The organism is Luteolibacter sp. Populi, from assembly GCF_040801775.1.
In the GTDB taxonomy this organism is placed as follows: Bacteria; Verrucomicrobiota; Verrucomicrobiia; order Verrucomicrobiales; family Akkermansiaceae; genus Haloferula.
The window spans coordinates 273172-288767 of record NZ_CP161812.1 but is presented as its reverse complement, the minus strand read 5'-3'; the positions used below and the strand labels follow the sequence as shown (position 1 = coordinate 288767).

General features: G+C 61.6%; 12 protein-coding genes, 1 pseudogene and 1 riboswitch. Of the genes and pseudogenes, 12 read left to right on the top strand and 1 reads right to left on the bottom strand.

The genetic code is table 11. The features are described from left to right. Positions 1-52: 52 nt before the first annotated feature. The 10 genes and pseudogenes from ABWK72_RS01120 to ABWK72_RS01075 all read left to right on the top strand — a co-directional run bounded on the left by ABWK72_RS01120 (position 53) and on the right by ABWK72_RS01075 (position 12769). The gene (locus ABWK72_RS01120) at positions 53-2875 is read left to right on the top strand and encodes a PSD1 and planctomycete cytochrome C domain-containing protein (RefSeq protein WP_367875304.1); all 2823 of its coding nucleotides are present in this window, start codon (positions 53-55) and stop codon (positions 2873-2875) included. Then, positions 2872-3390, top strand: a complete 519-nt coding sequence (locus ABWK72_RS01115) for a hypothetical protein (protein WP_367872933.1) — start codon at positions 2872-2874, stop codon at positions 3388-3390. The genes ABWK72_RS01120 and ABWK72_RS01115 overlap by 4 nt, the downstream gene beginning before the upstream one ends. A gap of 174 nt (positions 3391-3564) precedes the next feature. After that, a complete protein-coding gene (locus tag ABWK72_RS01110; protein WP_367872932.1) occupies positions 3565-6132 on the top strand; it encodes a c-type cytochrome domain-containing protein in 2568 nt (855 codons plus the stop codon). Between the two features lie 298 nt (positions 6133-6430). Further along, positions 6431-6547, top strand: a riboswitch (TPP riboswitch). A gap of 83 nt (positions 6548-6630) precedes the next feature. Next, positions 6631-8610: a phosphomethylpyrimidine synthase ThiC gene (thiC, locus tag ABWK72_RS01105; protein WP_367872931.1), complete on the top strand. Its 1980-nt coding sequence runs from the start codon at positions 6631-6633 to the stop codon at positions 8608-8610. 175 nt (positions 8611-8785) lie between these two features. Then, positions 8786-9493 carry a hypothetical protein gene (locus ABWK72_RS01100; RefSeq protein ID WP_367872930.1) on the top strand — a complete coding sequence of 236 codons (708 nt, stop codon included), beginning with the start codon at positions 8786-8788 and terminating at the stop codon, positions 9491-9493. 69 nt (positions 9494-9562) lie between these two features. Then, positions 9563-9902 (top strand): annotated as a pseudogene (locus ABWK72_RS01095) (phosphomethylpyrimidine synthase ThiC); the annotation flags it as partial. 31 nt (positions 9903-9933) lie between these two features. After that, positions 9934-11118, top strand: coding sequence for a DUF262 domain-containing protein (locus tag ABWK72_RS01090; RefSeq protein WP_367872929.1), 1185 nt, complete (start codon positions 9934-9936; stop codon positions 11116-11118). A gap of 15 nt (positions 11119-11133) precedes the next feature. Next, complete coding sequence (locus ABWK72_RS01085) at positions 11134-11844, top strand: HEPN domain-containing protein (protein WP_367872928.1); 711 nt, start codon at positions 11134-11136, stop codon at positions 11842-11844. Positions 11845-12038: 194 nt separating this feature from the next. Continuing rightward, positions 12039-12596, top strand: coding sequence for a zeta toxin family protein (locus ABWK72_RS01080; RefSeq protein ID WP_367872927.1), 558 nt, complete (start codon positions 12039-12041; stop codon positions 12594-12596). Next, positions 12593-12769 (top strand): hypothetical protein, encoded by a 177-nt coding sequence (locus tag ABWK72_RS01075; protein ID WP_367872926.1) that lies wholly within the window; start codon positions 12593-12595, stop codon positions 12767-12769. The genes ABWK72_RS01080 and ABWK72_RS01075 overlap by 4 nt, the downstream gene beginning before the upstream one ends. 40 nt (positions 12770-12809) lie before the next feature. On the opposite strand, the gene ABWK72_RS01070 is transcribed toward ABWK72_RS01075, so the two are convergent. Then, a complete protein-coding gene (locus tag ABWK72_RS01070) occupies positions 12810-14315 on the bottom strand; it encodes a hypothetical protein (protein WP_367872925.1) in 1506 nt (501 codons plus the stop codon). 317 nt (positions 14316-14632) lie between these two features. Here ABWK72_RS01070 and ABWK72_RS01065 point away from each other — a divergent pair, with 317 nt between their 5' ends. Both ABWK72_RS01065 and ABWK72_RS01060 read left to right on the top strand, forming a co-directional pair. Beyond that, positions 14633-15439: a LamG domain-containing protein gene (locus ABWK72_RS01065; protein WP_367872924.1), complete on the top strand. Its 807-nt coding sequence runs from the start codon at positions 14633-14635 to the stop codon at positions 15437-15439. After that, entirely contained in the window at positions 15430-15594 is a 165-nt protein-coding gene (locus tag ABWK72_RS01060) for a hypothetical protein (RefSeq protein ID WP_367872923.1), read from the top strand. Before ABWK72_RS01065 ends, ABWK72_RS01060 begins: the two co-directional genes overlap by 10 nt. The last annotated feature ends 2 nt before the right edge of the window (positions 15595-15596 follow it).

The following is a 15596-nucleotide window of genomic DNA, read 5'->3' as shown; positions in this document are numbered from 1 at the left end:
CCTTAGTTTTCAGTAGATGAAAAGCGTTTCATGATTGCGCCGTAGGGTGAGCATGCATCGTTTCGTGACTCCCGGCATTTCCGCAATTGGTAAGCTGGCCCTGTGGGGCGGCTTGTGGCTGCCGGGGCTGGCATCCGCGGATACCGCCAGCTTCGATGCAGCGCGGAAAGTCTTGGAAACCAAGTGCGTGTCCTGCCACTGCCCGGACAAGACCAAGGGCGACCTGCTGATGACGACGCGGGAGCAATTCCTGAAGGGCGGCGACTCCGGCCCATCGATCCTGTTGGAGAAGCACGCGGAGTCCGAAATCCTCAAGCGGGTGAAGCTCGACGAGGATGACGACGAGATGATGCCGCCGAAGGGCGGGCCGCTGAAGGCGGAGGAGATCGCGGCACTGGAGGCCTGGCTGGCCGCGGGCGCGCCGTGGACGGAGGGCGTGGTGCTGGCACCGCGGTCGAAGTCGGCGCTGCCGGATTGGGACGCGCCGGCGGACCCGGAGATCGGGTCGATCGAGCCTTTTCCGAAAACGGTGACGCTGGAGACCGCGGCGGATTTCCACAAGGTGCTGGTAATGGCGCGCTTCAAGGATGCCGCCACCCAGGACGCGACGCGACAGGTCAAGGCGACCCTCGCCGACCCGACGATCGCCAAGCTGGAGGGCACCCTGCTCAAGCCGCTCAAGGACGGCACCACCACGCTGCAGCTCGAATACCGCGGGCTGAAGGCGGAGGTGCCGGTGATCGTGAAGGACGCCGCCAAGCCGCGGCCGATTTCCTTCCAACTCGACGTGATGCCGGTGCTGACTTCGGCAGGCTGCAATACCGGCTCCTGCCACGGCTCGGCGCGCGGCAAGGATGGCTTTCACCTCACGCTTTTCGGATTCGATCCGCAGGGCGACCACTTTCGCCTGACCCGGGAAAATCCCGGACGACGCGTGAATCTGGCACTGCCGGAGGAGTCGCTGATGGTGACCAAGTTGATCGGCGCGGTGCCGCATACCGGCGGCAAGCTTTTCGAGAAAGGCAGTGCGCCTTACGAAACCCTGGTCGCTTGGATCAAGGATGGTGCCGAGTATGACCAGGGCGAGATCGCCGCGCCGACCGGGATCGCGATCGAGCCCCCGCAGGTGGTGCTGAAGGGCGAAGGCCTGGAGACGCCCTACACCGTGAAGGCCACCTACTCCGATGGCACCGACCGCGACGTGACCGCGCTCTCGTCCTTCTCCACCTCGAACGACAACTCCGTCTCGATGGACAAGCGCAGCGGGATGTCGGTCTCGAAGAACCGCGGCGAGGCCTTCCTGTTAGGCCGCTTCATGGTCTTCACGGAAGTCGCGCAGTCGATCGTGATCCCGAAGAAGCTGGACTACACGCGGCCCGAGCTGCCGGAGTTCAACTACATCGACAAGCTGGTCTACGACAAGCTGCACAAGCTGCGGATCATCCCGGCCCCGCTCTGCGATGACGAGACCTTCATCCGCCGCGTCTTCATCGACGTGGTCGGCAAGTTGCCCGAGCCTTCCGAGCGCGAGCAATTCCTGGCCAGCACCGATCCCAAGAAGCGCGAGCTGCTGGTGGACGAGCTGATCGCCCGCAAGGAATTCTCCGAAATGTGGGTGATGAAATGGGCGGAACTGCTGCAGATCCGCACCTTCAACAACGGCGGCCAGCAGGTCTCCTACAAGGCGGCGCTGGGCTACTACAACTGGCTGCGCGACCGGATCGCCGGGAATGTGCCCTTCAATGAGATGGTGCGGGAGCTGTTAGGTTCGGAAGGCGGCACCTTCTCCAGCCCGCCAACGAATTTCTTCCAGATCGAGCAGGATACCCTGAAGCTGACCGAGAACGTCGCGCAGGTTTTCATGGGCACGCGGATCCAGTGCGCGCAGTGCCACAACCATCCCTTCGACCGCTGGACGATGGATGATTACTACGGCTTCGCCTCCTTCTTCGCGCAGGTGAAGCGCAAGGCCGCCGAGGACCCGCGCGAACGGATCGTCTTCGACGGCGGCGGCGAGGTGCCGCACCTGGTGACCAAGAAGCCGGTCAAGCCGCGCTTCCTCGGCGCACCGACGCCCGACGACTTCGGCAAGAAGACGCGCCGCGAGGCGGTGGCGGAGTGGCTGACTTCGAAGGACAACCCATGGTTCCCGCGCAACGTCTCGAACGTCGTCTGGGCCCACTTCTTCGGCATCGGCATCACCGATCCGGTGGACGACGTGAGGATCTCCAACCCGCCCTCGAATCCCGAACTGCTGGCCGCGCTCTCCGGCAAGCTGGTAGAATACAACTACGACGTGCGCAAGCTGGTGCGGGACATCTGCACCAGCCGGACCTACCAGCTCTCCAGCGCGACCAACGAGACGAACGAGACCGACCAGCGGAATTTCTCGCGCTCGGTGGTGCGGCGGGTGCGGGCGGAGGTCTTGCTCGACTGCATCTCGCAGGCGACCCAGACGCCGAACAAATTCAAGGGCCTGCCGCTGGGCTCGCGGGCGGTGCAAATCGCGGACGGTAATACGTCCACTTACTTCCTGACGACCTTCGGCCGCGCGACCCGGGCCACGGTGTGCTCCTGCGAGGTGAAGATGGAGCCGAACCTCTCCCAGGCGCTGCACCTTCTCAATGGCGATGCGACGCACAACCGCATCCAGCAGGGCAAGTTCGTGCAGGGCATGCTGGAGCAGAAGAAGGCGCCTGAGGAAGTGATCCGGCAGCTCTACCTGAAGACCGTGAACCGCGAACCGGTGGCTGAGGAACAGACCAAGCTGATGGCCGCGGTGAACGAGGGGAAGGACGACAAGGAAAAGCAGGCGATCCTGAACGACGTCTTCTGGGCGCTGCTGAACTCGAAGGAGTTCATTTTCAATCATTGAGCCTAGCGGCAGCGCACGGCGGCATTCTTTTACTCACGACACCGGAAACTCAGGTTCGTTCAAAAATACATTTAAAAAGATTGTCTACCTACGCGATCGCGGGTAGAACGTCGCCCATGCTGTCCCACCCAGCCAATACCGATGACTCCGCTGTCGCCGCGGATGCTTCGCAGGATCCCGTAACCCGGGAAGACCATAGGCGGCAAACAACGGTGGAAGAAATCCTGTCTCACTTCGACAAGGAGTTCTTCCGCAACTGGTTCATCGACGGTCCCCGACTGTTGCTGAAGGGCAAGTTCAGCCGCCGCGCGGCAGGCTTCATGATTGCCGCGGCCATTCCGGCCATCGCGGCGACCCTGTTCCTGACACTGCCGGAAGTGCTTTTCCCCACTCCGCAGCACAATGCCTTCTTCTACTTCTCGAAGAGCGTGAACGGCGATATCGCCTCGCTGATCCCGCTGGGATTGGGCCTGATTTCCTCGATTTTCAGTCTCCGGCTTCCGCTTGGTTCCTGAGTTTCCAGATTTTTTGAGTGTGTTTTTGGCGAACCCGGCATCCGCGAGGATGCCGGGTTTCGTCGTTATGGGAGTGAGACGGTTTACGGCGCATTGACCCGGATTGGCGTGCGCTTTCATCCAACACCATTTCGCCGCAAGAATCGTCACACATGCTTCCGTATCGGGCTGTGAATGCGCCGAAAGCTCGCACCCACGACGATTCTTTGGATGGCCCAGGCAGCCATGCTGTGTGCGGCGGACAAGGTCACCTTCGATGACCATGTGCTGCCGCTCTTCCAGCAGAGCTGCCTGAATTGCCACAATCCGGACAAGGCCAAGGGCGGCCTGGATCTCTCGACTTTCTCAGGGGCGATGAAGGGCGGCTCTGGCGGCAAGATCGCCGAACCGGGCGACGTCGGCTCGAAGCTGATCGTCGTGGTCATGCAGACCGCGGAGCCGAAGATGCCGCCGGAAGGCGAGAAGCTCGGCGGCTCGCAGATCGATATTCTCAAGGCCTGGATCGAAGGCGGGCTGCTGGAGAACAAGAGCTCCTCCGCGCGGAAGCCCACAAAGCCGAAGTTCGATACCTCGATCGCCTCCGCCGCGGACCAGAAGCCGGACGGCCCGCCGCCGGTCCCGCAGGATGTGCTGCTGGATCCGCCGGTGCTGGCCCCGCGCGCCTCCTCCGTGAATGCCATGGCGGCCTCGCCCTGGGCACCGCTGCTGGCGGTGACGGGGCAGCGTCAGGTGCTGCTTTTCGATACGAACACGCTGGAGCTGGCCGGCGTGCTGCCCTTCCCCGAGGGCGATCCGGTGGCGCTGGCCTTCACGCCGAATGCCCGCTACCTGATCGTCGGCGGCGGGGTGCCCGGGAAATCCGGGGTGACGGTGACCTTCGATGTGGTCACCGGCGAGCGGATGCTGGTGGCGGGCAAGGAATTCGACGCCGTGTTGGCGACCGACCTGAAGCCCGACCTCTCGATCGTGGCGACCGGCTCCCCTTCCCGGCTGATCAAGATGTGGAAGGCGGAAGACGGCTCGCAGTTGCGCTCGATCAAGAAGCACACCGAGTGGGTTACCGCGCTGGACTTCTCGCCGGATGGCATCCTGCTCGCGACCGGCGACCGCAATGGCGGCGTGTGGGTCTGGGAGTCGGACAGCGGCAGTGAATACCAGACGCTGCGGGCGCACCAGGCGGCGATCACGGCGACTTCCTTCCGCGCGGACTCGAACTTGCTGGCGAGCGCTTCGGAAGACGGCACGGTGCGCTTCTGGGAGATGAGCGGCGGCAGCGAGGTCAAGAAGCTGGATGCCCACCCGGGCGGCGTGCTGGCATTCGCCTGGGCGCGGGATGGATCCTTCATCACCGCGGGCCGGGACAAGAAGGTGAAGCTCTGGAAGGCGGACTTCAATCCGCTCCGCGAGCACGCCGATCTGCCGGATTTGCCGGTGGCCGTGGCCATCGATTCGGAGGGCAAGCGGGCCTTCGCCGCGGACTACCGCGGGCAGGTCAGCGCATGGGACATCGCCAGCGGGAATCCGGTGGGGAATTTCGACGCGAATCCGCCTTCGCTCGAAGGCCGCCTGGCGACCATCCGCGAGCAGATCCGGACTTATCCGCAGGATCTCGCCGCGTCCGAAGCCGCGGCCAATGACTCGAAGCAGAAGCTGGAGGCAGCGCGCAAGCAGCTCGCCGATGCCGAAGCCGCGGTGACCCAAGCGAAGGAATCGCAGGCGAACGCCACCAAGCTCAAGCAAGAGAGCGAGCAGAAGCTGGCTCAAGCGAACCAGCAACTGCCCGCCAAGAAGGAGCAGGCGGGACAGGCCCGGGCCAAGCTCGATGGCGCGACCAAGGAAGCCGAAGCCAAGAAGGTGCTGATCACTGCAGTGGCGCAAAAGCTCGCCACGCTTGCCCAGGAACAGGAAGCCGCCGTCGCGGAACTCAAGCGACTGGAAGACGAACTGGCGAAGGCTCGCGCCGAAAACCGCAACGACGCCATCGCCGGACTCGAAGGCAGCGTGAACGGGCAGCGCCCGAAGGTGGAGGCCGCAACCGCGAATCTCGAATCGGCACGTTCCGAAAAGGGCCGTGAAGAAGGCGCTCTAACAGAGTTGGAAAACAAGAAGAAGGCCGCGACCGAGGAAACCGCCAAGCTCGATGCCGAGGTGGCTGCTTTGAGCAAGGACGCGGAAACACTGCCGGCAGTGATCGCCGCAGCCGCCAAAACCGCCACCGAATCGGAAGCGGCGATCAAGCCCCGCGAAGCCGCGATCCAGCCTGCCAAGGATGCGATCCCGCCGGTCGAGAAAACCGCCAACGAAGTCGCGGCAAGCTTCGAACAGATGAAGCAGCGGCTCCCCGTGCTTCAGGATCGCGAGCGCCATTGGACGGCCGCTCAGGTCAATGCACAGGCGATCAAGGCCAAGGCCGAAGCCGACAAGCAGGGTGCCGATGCCGAGGGCCTGGTGGCGGATTTCCAAGCGCTCACCAAGACCGCCGACGAACAAACCGCCGCCCTCGCCGAAGCTCGCAAGCAAACCGCGGAGCTCGAAGCCAAGCCCGCAGATGCTGAAACACCGAAGGCAGTTGAGGCCGCCCGGGCCAAGATCGCCGATCTCGAGAAGAAGCTCGCCGCCACCAGTGCCGGGATCACCGAAGCGAAGTCCAAGGTCGATCAGGCCCTCCCTTCTGCCCAAACACTCCGTGCGAGTGCCGAGGAGCTGAAGGCGAAGTATGTGGGGATGAAGGCGGGGAAGTAGGTGAGCCGTGCCGGCCCTGATGGATGAGGCAGGCCGGGAATCCGCTCTCGTCCGGCATCTCGCCGCAGGCAAGTAGAGCGGCTCTCCAGAGCCGCGAACATTCGCGTCCCCGAGCACCGGAAGCTGCCGAATCACTCCATGCTCTCCCCTTAGCGGCACGGGGAAGGTATTGCTACCCGCCCACATCCGCGGTTCTGGAGAACCGCGCTACTTCGCCGCGCCCCCTGCGCCTCCGCGTTTCGTCCCCCCGCCTGCCCCAATTCCCGCTTGGCAGCCGCCGCATCCCATTTATGGTAGCCCGACACGACAGGAGAGTTCCCCGATCGCGGAACTGAGAACGGCCGGCGCACGCGGCGAAAATCCTCCGAACCTGAAGCGGATCGCACCGCCCTAGGAAGCTCGTCCATTACCGAACTTTTCCTCAAGGCCGCGCGTTCCCGTGCGGCCTTTTTCGTTTCCTCAATTTCCCAATCGCCAATCTCTTAATCTGCCAAAGTCATGATCTCGCCCGAAGAAACCACCGGTGCCTCGAACCACGACGAATCCCGCGCTCCCCTGCCCGCCTCGACCCGCGTCTACGTGCAGGGCCAGCTTCACCCGGCGGTGCAGGTGCCGATGCGCGAGATCGCGCTCGCGGATACCAAGTCCTTCAACGGCCGCATCGAGAAGAACGAGCCCGTGCGCGTCTACGATTGCTCCGGCCCCTGGGGCGATCCCGCCTTCACCGGCAGCTCGGACGAAGGCCTACCGCCGCTCCGCCGCGAGTGGGTCCTCGCCCGCGGCGATGTCGCCGAATACGAGGGCCGCAAGGTCCAGCCGCAGGACAATGGCTACCTCACCGAGAAGCACGTCGAGTTCGCCTCCAAATCGGAACGCGCGAACAAGTTCGTCGAGTTCCCCGGCCTCACCGCCGACCGCCGCCAACTGCTCAAGGCTACTGGCAAGCCCGTCACGCAGAAATGGTATGCCGACCAAGGCATCATCACCCCCGAGATGGAATTCGTCGCCATCCGCGAGAACATGCGCCGCGCCAAGATCGCGGAGATGAGCGAGGACATCGTCCGCAATCACCTCGACAAGCAGCACGCGGGTTCCACGCAATCGCCCGATAGCCCCTGCACCCCCGGCATCTTCAAGCGCTTCCCGCAGCGCATCCCCGCCGAGATCACGCCAGAGTTTGTGAGAAGCGAGGTCGCCGCCGGTCGCGCCATCATCCCGCTCAATGTGAACCACCCGGAGTGCGAACCGATGATCATCGGCCGGAACTTCCTGGTGAAGATCAATGCGAACATCGGCAACTCCGCCGTCGCCTCCTCGATCGAGGAAGAAGTCGAGAAGATGCGCTGGGCCACCAAGTGGGGCGCGGACACCGTGATGGACCTCTCCACCGGCAAGAACATCCACGCCACTCGCGAGTGGATCCTTCGCAACTCCCCCGTGCCCATCGGCACCGTGCCGATCTATCAGGCGCTGGAGAAGGTGAACGGCAAGGCCGAGGACCTCACCTGGGAACTTTATCGCGATACCCTCATCGAGCAGGCCGAGCAAGGCGTGGACTACTTCACCATCCACGCCGGCGTGCTGCTGCGCTTCGTGCCGATGACCGCCAGCCGCATGACCGGCATCGTCAGCCGCGGCGGCTCGATCATGGCGAAGTGGTGCCTCGCGCATCACAAGGAGAACTTCCTCTACACCCATTGGGACGAGATCTGCGACATCTGCGCCGCCTACGACGTCTCCTTCTCGATCGGCGATGGCCTGCGCCCCGGCTCGATCGCGGATGCGAATGACAAGGCGCAGTTCGGCGAACTGGAAGTGCAGGGCGAGCTCACCACCCGCGCCTGGGCGAAGGGTTGCCAGGTCATGAACGAAGGCCCCGGCCACGTGCCCATGCACATGATCGAGGAGAACATGGCCAAGCAGCTCGAGTGGTGCCACGAGGCCCCCTTCTACACCCTCGGGCCATTGACCACCGACATCGCCCCCGGCTACGACCACATCACCAGCGGCATCGGTGCCGCCATGATCGGCTGGTATGGCTGCGCCATGCTCTGCTACGTCACGCCGAAGGAACACCTCGGCCTGCCGAACAAGCAGGACGTGAAGGTCGGCGTCATCACCTACAAGCTCGCCGCCCACGCCGCCGACATCGCCAAGGGCCACCCCGGTGCCCAGTACCGCGACAACGCCCTCAGCAAGGCTCGCTTCGAGTTCCGCTGGGAAGATCAGTTCAACCTCGGCCTCGACCCCGTCACCGCCCGCGAGTTCCACGACGAAACCCTCCCCCAGGACGGTGCCAAAACCGCCCACTTCTGCTCCATGTGCGGCCCCCACTTCTGCTCGATGAAGATCAGCGAAGACGTCCGCCAATACGCCGCCGAGCAGGGCATCGCGGAGGAGGAAGCGATTGCCAAGGGGATGGAGGAGAAGAGCAAGGAGTTCGTGGAGAAGGGCGCGGAGGTTTACACGCCGGCGTGAGCCTGCTAGCTTCCCGTCATGGTCGAGCCTGAAGAACTCGTCGGCAGCGAATGGGCGGAGTGGTATCGACTTACCCCCGCCCAGCGCTGGGCCGAATCCGAGAAGCTCTGGGAGACCTACATCGCCCTAGGAGGAAGCCTTGATCCCGAACCCGATACTCAAAGTCCTTTCTTCGATGCGCAGGCACCGCGTCCAGTGCCTGCTCATGGGCGGCCAGGCCTGCGTGTTCTACGGCGCAGCGGAGTTTAGCCGGGACACCGATCTCGCCATCCTCGCCAGCGACGAAAACCTCACTCATCTCAGGTCCGCCCTGGACGAACTTCAGGCGGACACCATCGCCGTTCCGGATTTCGAGATCGCCCACCTCCACCGCGGGCATGCCGTTCACTTCCGCTGCCGCCATCCGGAGGCCGCCGGCATGCGCGTCGATGTGATGTCTTCCATGCGCGGCGTGGCTTCCTTCCCCGAACTCTGGGAACGGCGCACTACCCTCGAGACCCCGGACGGTATCGTCTGCGACCTTCTCAGCCTTCCTGATCTCGTCCTGGCCAAGAAAACCCAGCGCGACAAGGATTGGCCGATGATCCGCCGCCTGGTGGAAGCCCACTATTTCGAATTCTCGGCTAACCCGACCGCGGAACAGATCCATTTCTGGCTGACGGAGCTGCGAACCCCTTCCCTCCTGATCGAGTGCGCCACGAGATGGACTGAAGATTCCCGGCAGCAGATCGGTGGCCGTCCCCTGCTTCAGCACGCGCTCGCCCACGACGAATCCGCCCTCGAAAGCGCCCTCTTCGCCGAGGAGCAGGCAGAACGGACTCTCGACAAGGAGTATTGGCTCCCGCTCAAAAAGGAACTGGAATCGATGCGAAGAGCGCGCTAGGCCTCACCCTAACACTCGCCACCTCTCCGGTCGCCGATCGATCCCATGATCTCTCTCCTCCCCACACCCGCCTCCGGCATCGCCAAAGGCCACCCCGGTGCCCAGTACCGCGACGACGCCCCCGGCAACGCCAGATTCGAGTTCCGCTGGGAAGACCAGTTCAACCTCGGCCTCGACCCCGTCACCGCCCGCGAGTTCCACGACGAAACCCTCCCCCAGGACGGCGCCAAGACCGCCCACTTCTGCTCCATGTGCGGCCCGCACTTCTGCTCGATGAAGATCAGCGAGGATGTGCGGCAGTACGCGGCGGAGCAGGGTATTGGCGGAGGAAGAAGCGATTGCGAAGGGGATGGAGGAAAAGTCGAAAGAGTTTGTAGAGAAAGGGGCGGAGGTTTATATGCCGGCGTAACCAAGTTTGCTACCTGCAAGAAAGACGGCTCATGATAAGCGATGACGATGATTTTTCGACTCTGCCCTACGGCACTGAGGATGAGTCTGATTTTGGCAGTGTAAGCCAAAGTGAGATTTCACATGTCTCTGTGACTGGAACTGACTGGACAACTGAGACCGTGCTGACTCAGCTAAAGAAAGGGAACATTGAGCTAAATCCTAAATTTCAACGACGAGATGCGTGGGAGAGCAAGCGCAAAAGCCTATTCATCGAGTCTCTAATTTTGGGACTTCCTGTGCCTCCAATAGTTTTAGCCGAGCACAAACATACCAGAGGAAAATACATTGTTTTGGATGGGAAGCAACGGCTGCTGTGCTTACGGCAGTTCACGGCTGAAGCCAACGACAAGGACTACAAGTCATTCCGACTTAGCGGCTTAGAAATCAGACCAGATTTGGACAGAATGACATTTGAAGACATTGAAAGGGATCTTCATTTGAGAAATGAGCTGACCGCATTTGAAAACCAGCCCATCCGCACTGTTGTCGTTCGGGGTTGGCGTTCGGAGGCTCTGCTTTTCCATGTTTTTGTCCGCCTAAACAGGGGTAGCAAGCCACTCTCCCCGCAAGAGCTTCGGCAAGCGCTCCATCCTGGACCGTTCCTCGATTTCGCCGATGAAGCAGCCACCACAAGTCATGCGATACGTGACATCCTAAAGCTTAAAGGCCCCGATTTCAGAATGCGCGACGTCGAACTTATAGTACGTTTCTTCTCTTTTCAGAATCGAATCCAAGATTACCGGGGAAACCTCAAGAATTTTTTAGATGAATCATGCAAAGAGTTCAATGATCTGTGGGCTGACACTTCGCAAGTTTTCGTCTCCGAGCTTTCATCCTTCGAGGAAGCCCACGCACTAACAAAGATTACGTTTGGAAAAGACTTCAACTACGGCAAGTGGGTTGGGGCGAGATTTGAAAAGCGGTTTAATCGATCGGTTTTTGATGTGATGATCCGAGCTTTCATGGATACAGAATTTCGTGAAAACATCGAATTTAACGGGGGTCTTTGTGTCGATGCATTTAAGAACCTTTGCTCGACAGATTCGTTTTTCGTTGAATCCATTGAGAGAACGACAAAAAGCCTCGAGTCCACCAGATACCGATTTAGCGCTTTTTATCAAGCTTTGAATAGCGCCTATCAAACCGACGTCCCCCCACCTGTAGTTGGCTTCTAATTCCCTTTTCGTTCAATGCCACCTTCAGCCAACTACTACGCTCTGAAGAATCGCATTACCAAACTCCGCATTCATCTGCTGCCGAGACCCTTTGACAAAACAGGCCTATATACAGATCAACAGTATGATTCGACAAGAGCTTTCGTAAGCCTTGCGCATGCTGAGATTGAAGCTTTTCTTGAGGAGATTTGCATCTCTGCAGCAAGATCTAGTTTGGATCAGTGGAATCAATCACGAATAGCAAATAGGGTGATATTTTCACTCTACGCAATGTGTTACTCACGATGGAGTGAACTGGAAGATGAGATAACGATTGATCACAAAGCTCCCGTTAAAGACAAGAACATCGAGAAGAGACTTGCGTGCGCCGGAGATCAGTATGGCGTCCAAATCGGAAAAAACCATGGGCTCAGGGAGAAGCACCTTAAGGTCCTTTTGGTTCCATTGGGGGTGAGAATCGAGGGAGACTTAGACAAATCTTGGGTTTCAGCGATGTCGTCATTGGGGGGCCATCGGGGGCGTATTGTCCATATGGCCGGCAGTGCTAATCAACCTCCAGATCCAAAACAGATTAGGGATCTTTTGGCGAAAGAGATATTACCGGGCCTCAGGAAGCTAGATTTATTGCTGCAAAGCTTGATTACGAGTGTGCCGATGCCTGAAAAGAAGGGGATTGTCACTCGATTCTTGGAGCTATTTGACGGAATTCTCCAAAGGGATCGGTAGCAACCTTAAGGATCGGGACCATCGGTGGGGCCAGCCCTTGAATTTTGAGACATCCGCCCAAATTCCGCTGTCGCAATTCAAAATTCGATAACCGAACCCACTGGCTCCTAGTCCCTGGCCGCTACCTCCGGGATCCGTGCCCCCCGGACTGTTGCCGTGCTTGGCAAACTTCCGGCCTACGTTAGCCTAACAGCGTGAACCCTCCCGTGCTCTACCTCTTCGCCGGATGCAATGGCGCGGGGAAGACGACGTTTGCGAGGGCCTTCCTCACCACCGGATTCCCGGTCTCGCCGCGCTTCCTGAATGCCGACGAAATCGCACGCGGTCTTTCGCCGCTGTCCCCCGGATCGGTCGCCCTGAAGGCGGGCAGGCTTTTGCTGGAAGAGATCGATGGCTGCGTGGCCAGCGGTGTTTCCTTTGCGCTTGAATCCACGCTCAGCGGGCATGCCCAGGCGGGAATTCTCAAGAAGGCCAAGGCAGCCGGCTTCAAGGTCGAGATCCACTACCTGTGGCTTCCCTCCCCGAGCTTGGCGGTCCGCCGGGTGGCCCAGCGGGTCCGGAAAGGCGGGCACCACATCCCGACCGAGGATATCCACCGCCGATATTGGCGCAGCGTCGAGAATTTCGCGGGCATTTACGCACCGCTCGCAAACACGTGGTTCCTCTGGGAAAACGTTTCCGAACCTCCAAAGTTGCTTCTCGATTCGGATGAGGCTAGCCTCCCGAAGTTGAGCGACCTGCTGCTTCCATGAAAAGAGCGACCAAAGATCCGGTGCCAGCTTTAGCCTCCGGCGAAATCACGTCGAAGGAACGCGGCCTGCTTGCGGCGAAGAAGATGGCCCGCGAGCTCCGTGCCGAGCACCGGCGCTGGAAAATGCCGCTCCTGACCTGGAAAGACGGCAAGGTCGTGGCAGTGAAGGTCTGAAGCAGGCTCCTGCTTCCCCCGCCCGGGGAACTCCCACCCGCTAGCGGGGACGGACCCGGAAGAACCGCGCAGGAATGATCGGGGACAAGGGGAAGGACACCGTCTGGTTAACCGTCGCGGCGGTGATGGTCCGGTCGATGGTCCAGTCCTCCAGATCGGTCGTGATCTCGATGTCGAATTTCCGGCCGATCGTCAGGCCGGAAAGTTGCAGCTCGATCACGTCCCCGGCACGAGTCGCGCGAACCCCCGGGAGCTCGGCCGGCACCTGGGTGAAGCCCAGCGGTGACCAGCTGGGAAAGGCGGCCGGCGCGGCAGCCAGAAAGCGCAGGGAGACGTCGCTGACCCGCACGATGTAGATTTCCGATTGGGCCATGTTGCCCATCTGCAGTTCCAGTCCATTCGAGATCAGCCGGGGCGCGATATCGAAGGCGATCTCCGTGCCGTCCGGCGACCAGGCGACCTTGCTGATCCAAAGGTTGTTCCCGAAGGCGGCGAGTTCGTAGTCGCCGGTGCCGTTGTAGTTGATGATCCGGATCGCACATCGGGCGAGCCGGATTGCCCCTCCGGCAACCCGGGAGTCCGACGCGAGGGTATTCCGGACGTAGGCCACCTTGCTGCCATCCTGTGAAATGGAAGGGGCATAATCCTGCTCGGTTTCGCTGAGAATGAGACCCGAGCTAAAGTCAATGTAGGTCCGCGCGGTGGGCGTGGTCAGTGGCCGGATCGAGGGGCTCGCGCCCGAGGTGGCGTAGACCCTCAGGATCGTTCCTTCGGTTTCGGCGGGCGGGCCGTAGTTGGTGGTCAGCGGAATGTTCGCCCGGAAGGTCCCGACCAGTTGCTCGAGGGTGGGATGCCAGTCCAAGCCGTCGCCGGCTTGGTTCACACCCGTGCGCTCGGACCCTGCCGCGAGCCAGGTCGCCACCGGGGTGGTTTGCGGGACGGGATAGACTTCGAGCACCGGCGATTGGAGCGCCGCGAGACGGATCCCACCGGGTTGCTTGCCCGACACGGCAGCGAGGTCGAGCGTGGCGACGCGGTCCCCGGTCGGCGAGAAGGCCTTGTGATTCGGCAGGTGCGTGGTGTAGTAGGAATAGGTGTCGAAGTCCGGCTCGCCGTTGTGGTTCTCGTAGGTGGTGATGCCGTCCGAGTAGGTGTCCATGAAGCGGGTGGCCTGCGTGGTCACCCCCGTCACCAGATCGGTGCGGAAGACATTCTGGCTGAGCATGACGCTCGCCAGTGGACCGCCCGAGCTGACCAGAAGCCAGCGGCCATCGCGCGAGACCACCGGGAGGGCAGGCGAAGGCACCGGGAGAGAGATCTCGCGGCCATTCGTGCCATCCACGGAGATCGCGCGCACGGTCTTGGCGGGCGGGGCGCCGTAACTATTGTAATAGATCGTTCCAGTGGTGCCGGAGACCGGAAGCGCCGTGAGCAGAACGAGCGCGAGCGAATAAATCAACGGAGGCGAAGGAGGCTGCGCCTTCCTGCGGAATGAAGGGAAGGCCCGCTTCAAGGCCGGGCCGGCCTGGGGAGGGGTTGTGTTCATGGGAGGTCGTTGTTTGAAAACGAAGACTTGGAGCATAGCCACCGGCCCCGCCGCGTCGAGGAGTTCCGGCAGCCCGGTTTCCCGGCGGCGCAGCGGGGCCGCCAGGCAGCGATCGTGGCCTCGCAATGCAGACCGTGGGACAACCGGGTTCCATCCGCCAAACCCTTGATACAGAAGGGAATTTCCCGATTCCTGCCGTCGCATGAAAAGGTCGTTGCAAGGGCCTTGCGGGAACTTCATGAAATCACGGTTAGGCCATCGTGGTATCCGTGGTGGCCTTTATCCCCGACCCAAGATCCCCAACCCAAGACCGACCCATGAAATCCAGTCTCTCCCCATTGAACAACATCCGCAGAACCGCCTTGTCCCTGGGCAGCCTCGCGGCATTGGTCCAGATCGCCTCGGCCGTGCCGACGATCTCCTACAACACCGGCAGCCTCGGCAAACTCGCCGATGGAGCAAGCACGACGGGCGTGGTCGTGGACCAGCCCGGTGCCATCGCTGCCTATCAGGACTTCTCATCGAGCTACGCCGCGGGCGAGCGCACCGAAATCCCCTTCCGGCCCGAGCTCAATCCCGCGTCCGGTAGCCCCTTCACGATCGAGTTCTGGGCGCGGCCGACGGCGACCGACGATGCCGATGCCCCGGTCGGCAACCGGCTGGGCGGAACTGTGCCGCAACGCTCGGGCTGGGTCTTCTTCCAGCGCTCCAACGGCTGGAACTTCCGCATGTACAACGGCAATGGCACCGAGAACGGCTGGAGCATCACGGCTGGCCCGGCACCCTTGAACACGTGGACGCACGTGGTTGTGGTTTGGTCCGGCACCGCTGCGACCATGTTCATCAACGGTGCCGAAGTCGAAACCACCAACGATGGCCCCGGCGGCTACAATGCGAACACCACGGAGGCCTTCCGCCTTGGCGCGCTGATCGGCGGTGACAATGGCTACTCCGGCTCGGTGGATGACGTGGCTTTCTACCCCTCCGCCCTGACTCCCCCCAGATCGCCAGTCATTACACCATGGCATCCAGCCCCGTGCCCGGAGCTTATAGCTCGAAGGTGCTGGCGGACGGAGCCGTCCTCTATCTCCAGCAGAATCCTCCATCGGCGAAGGTGGAGGTGACGAGCTTGCTGCCGCTGACGACCAAAGTGACCTTCACCGGGATCCTCGCCCAATCGGAAAATCTGACGAACTGGACCGACCTGACGACCGCCGCCAGCCCCTACACTCCAGCCTCGCCACAGCCGGGCAAGCTGTTCTTCCGCGCTCACCGGTGAAG

Bases quoted from the DNA above. Each gene is read 5' to 3' on its own strand.
- ABWK72_RS01120 (WP_367875304.1), top strand. From the start codon at position 53: ATGCATCGTTTCGTGACTCCCGGCATTTCCGCAATTGGTAAGCTGGCC.
- ABWK72_RS01110 (WP_367872932.1), top strand. From the start codon at position 3,565: ATGCGCCGAAAGCTCGCACCCACGACGATTCTTTGGATGGCCCAGGCA.
- thiC (WP_367872931.1), top strand. From the start codon at position 6,631: ATGATCTCGCCCGAAGAAACCACCGGTGCCTCGAACCACGACGAATCC.
- ABWK72_RS01100 (WP_367872930.1), top strand. From the start codon at position 8,786: ATGCGCAGGCACCGCGTCCAGTGCCTGCTCATGGGCGGCCAGGCCTGC.
- ABWK72_RS01090 (WP_367872929.1), top strand. From the start codon at position 9,934: ATGATAAGCGATGACGATGATTTTTCGACTCTGCCCTACGGCACTGAG.
- ABWK72_RS01085 (WP_367872928.1), top strand. From the start codon at position 11,134: ATGCCACCTTCAGCCAACTACTACGCTCTGAAGAATCGCATTACCAAA.
- ABWK72_RS01075 (WP_367872926.1), top strand. From the start codon at position 12,593: ATGAAAAGAGCGACCAAAGATCCGGTGCCAGCTTTAGCCTCCGGCGAA.
- ABWK72_RS01070 (WP_367872925.1), bottom strand. From the start codon at position 14,315: ATGAACACAACCCCTCCCCAGGCCGGCCCGGCCTTGAAGCGGGCCTTC.
- ABWK72_RS01065 (WP_367872924.1), top strand. From the start codon at position 14,633: ATGAAATCCAGTCTCTCCCCATTGAACAACATCCGCAGAACCGCCTTG.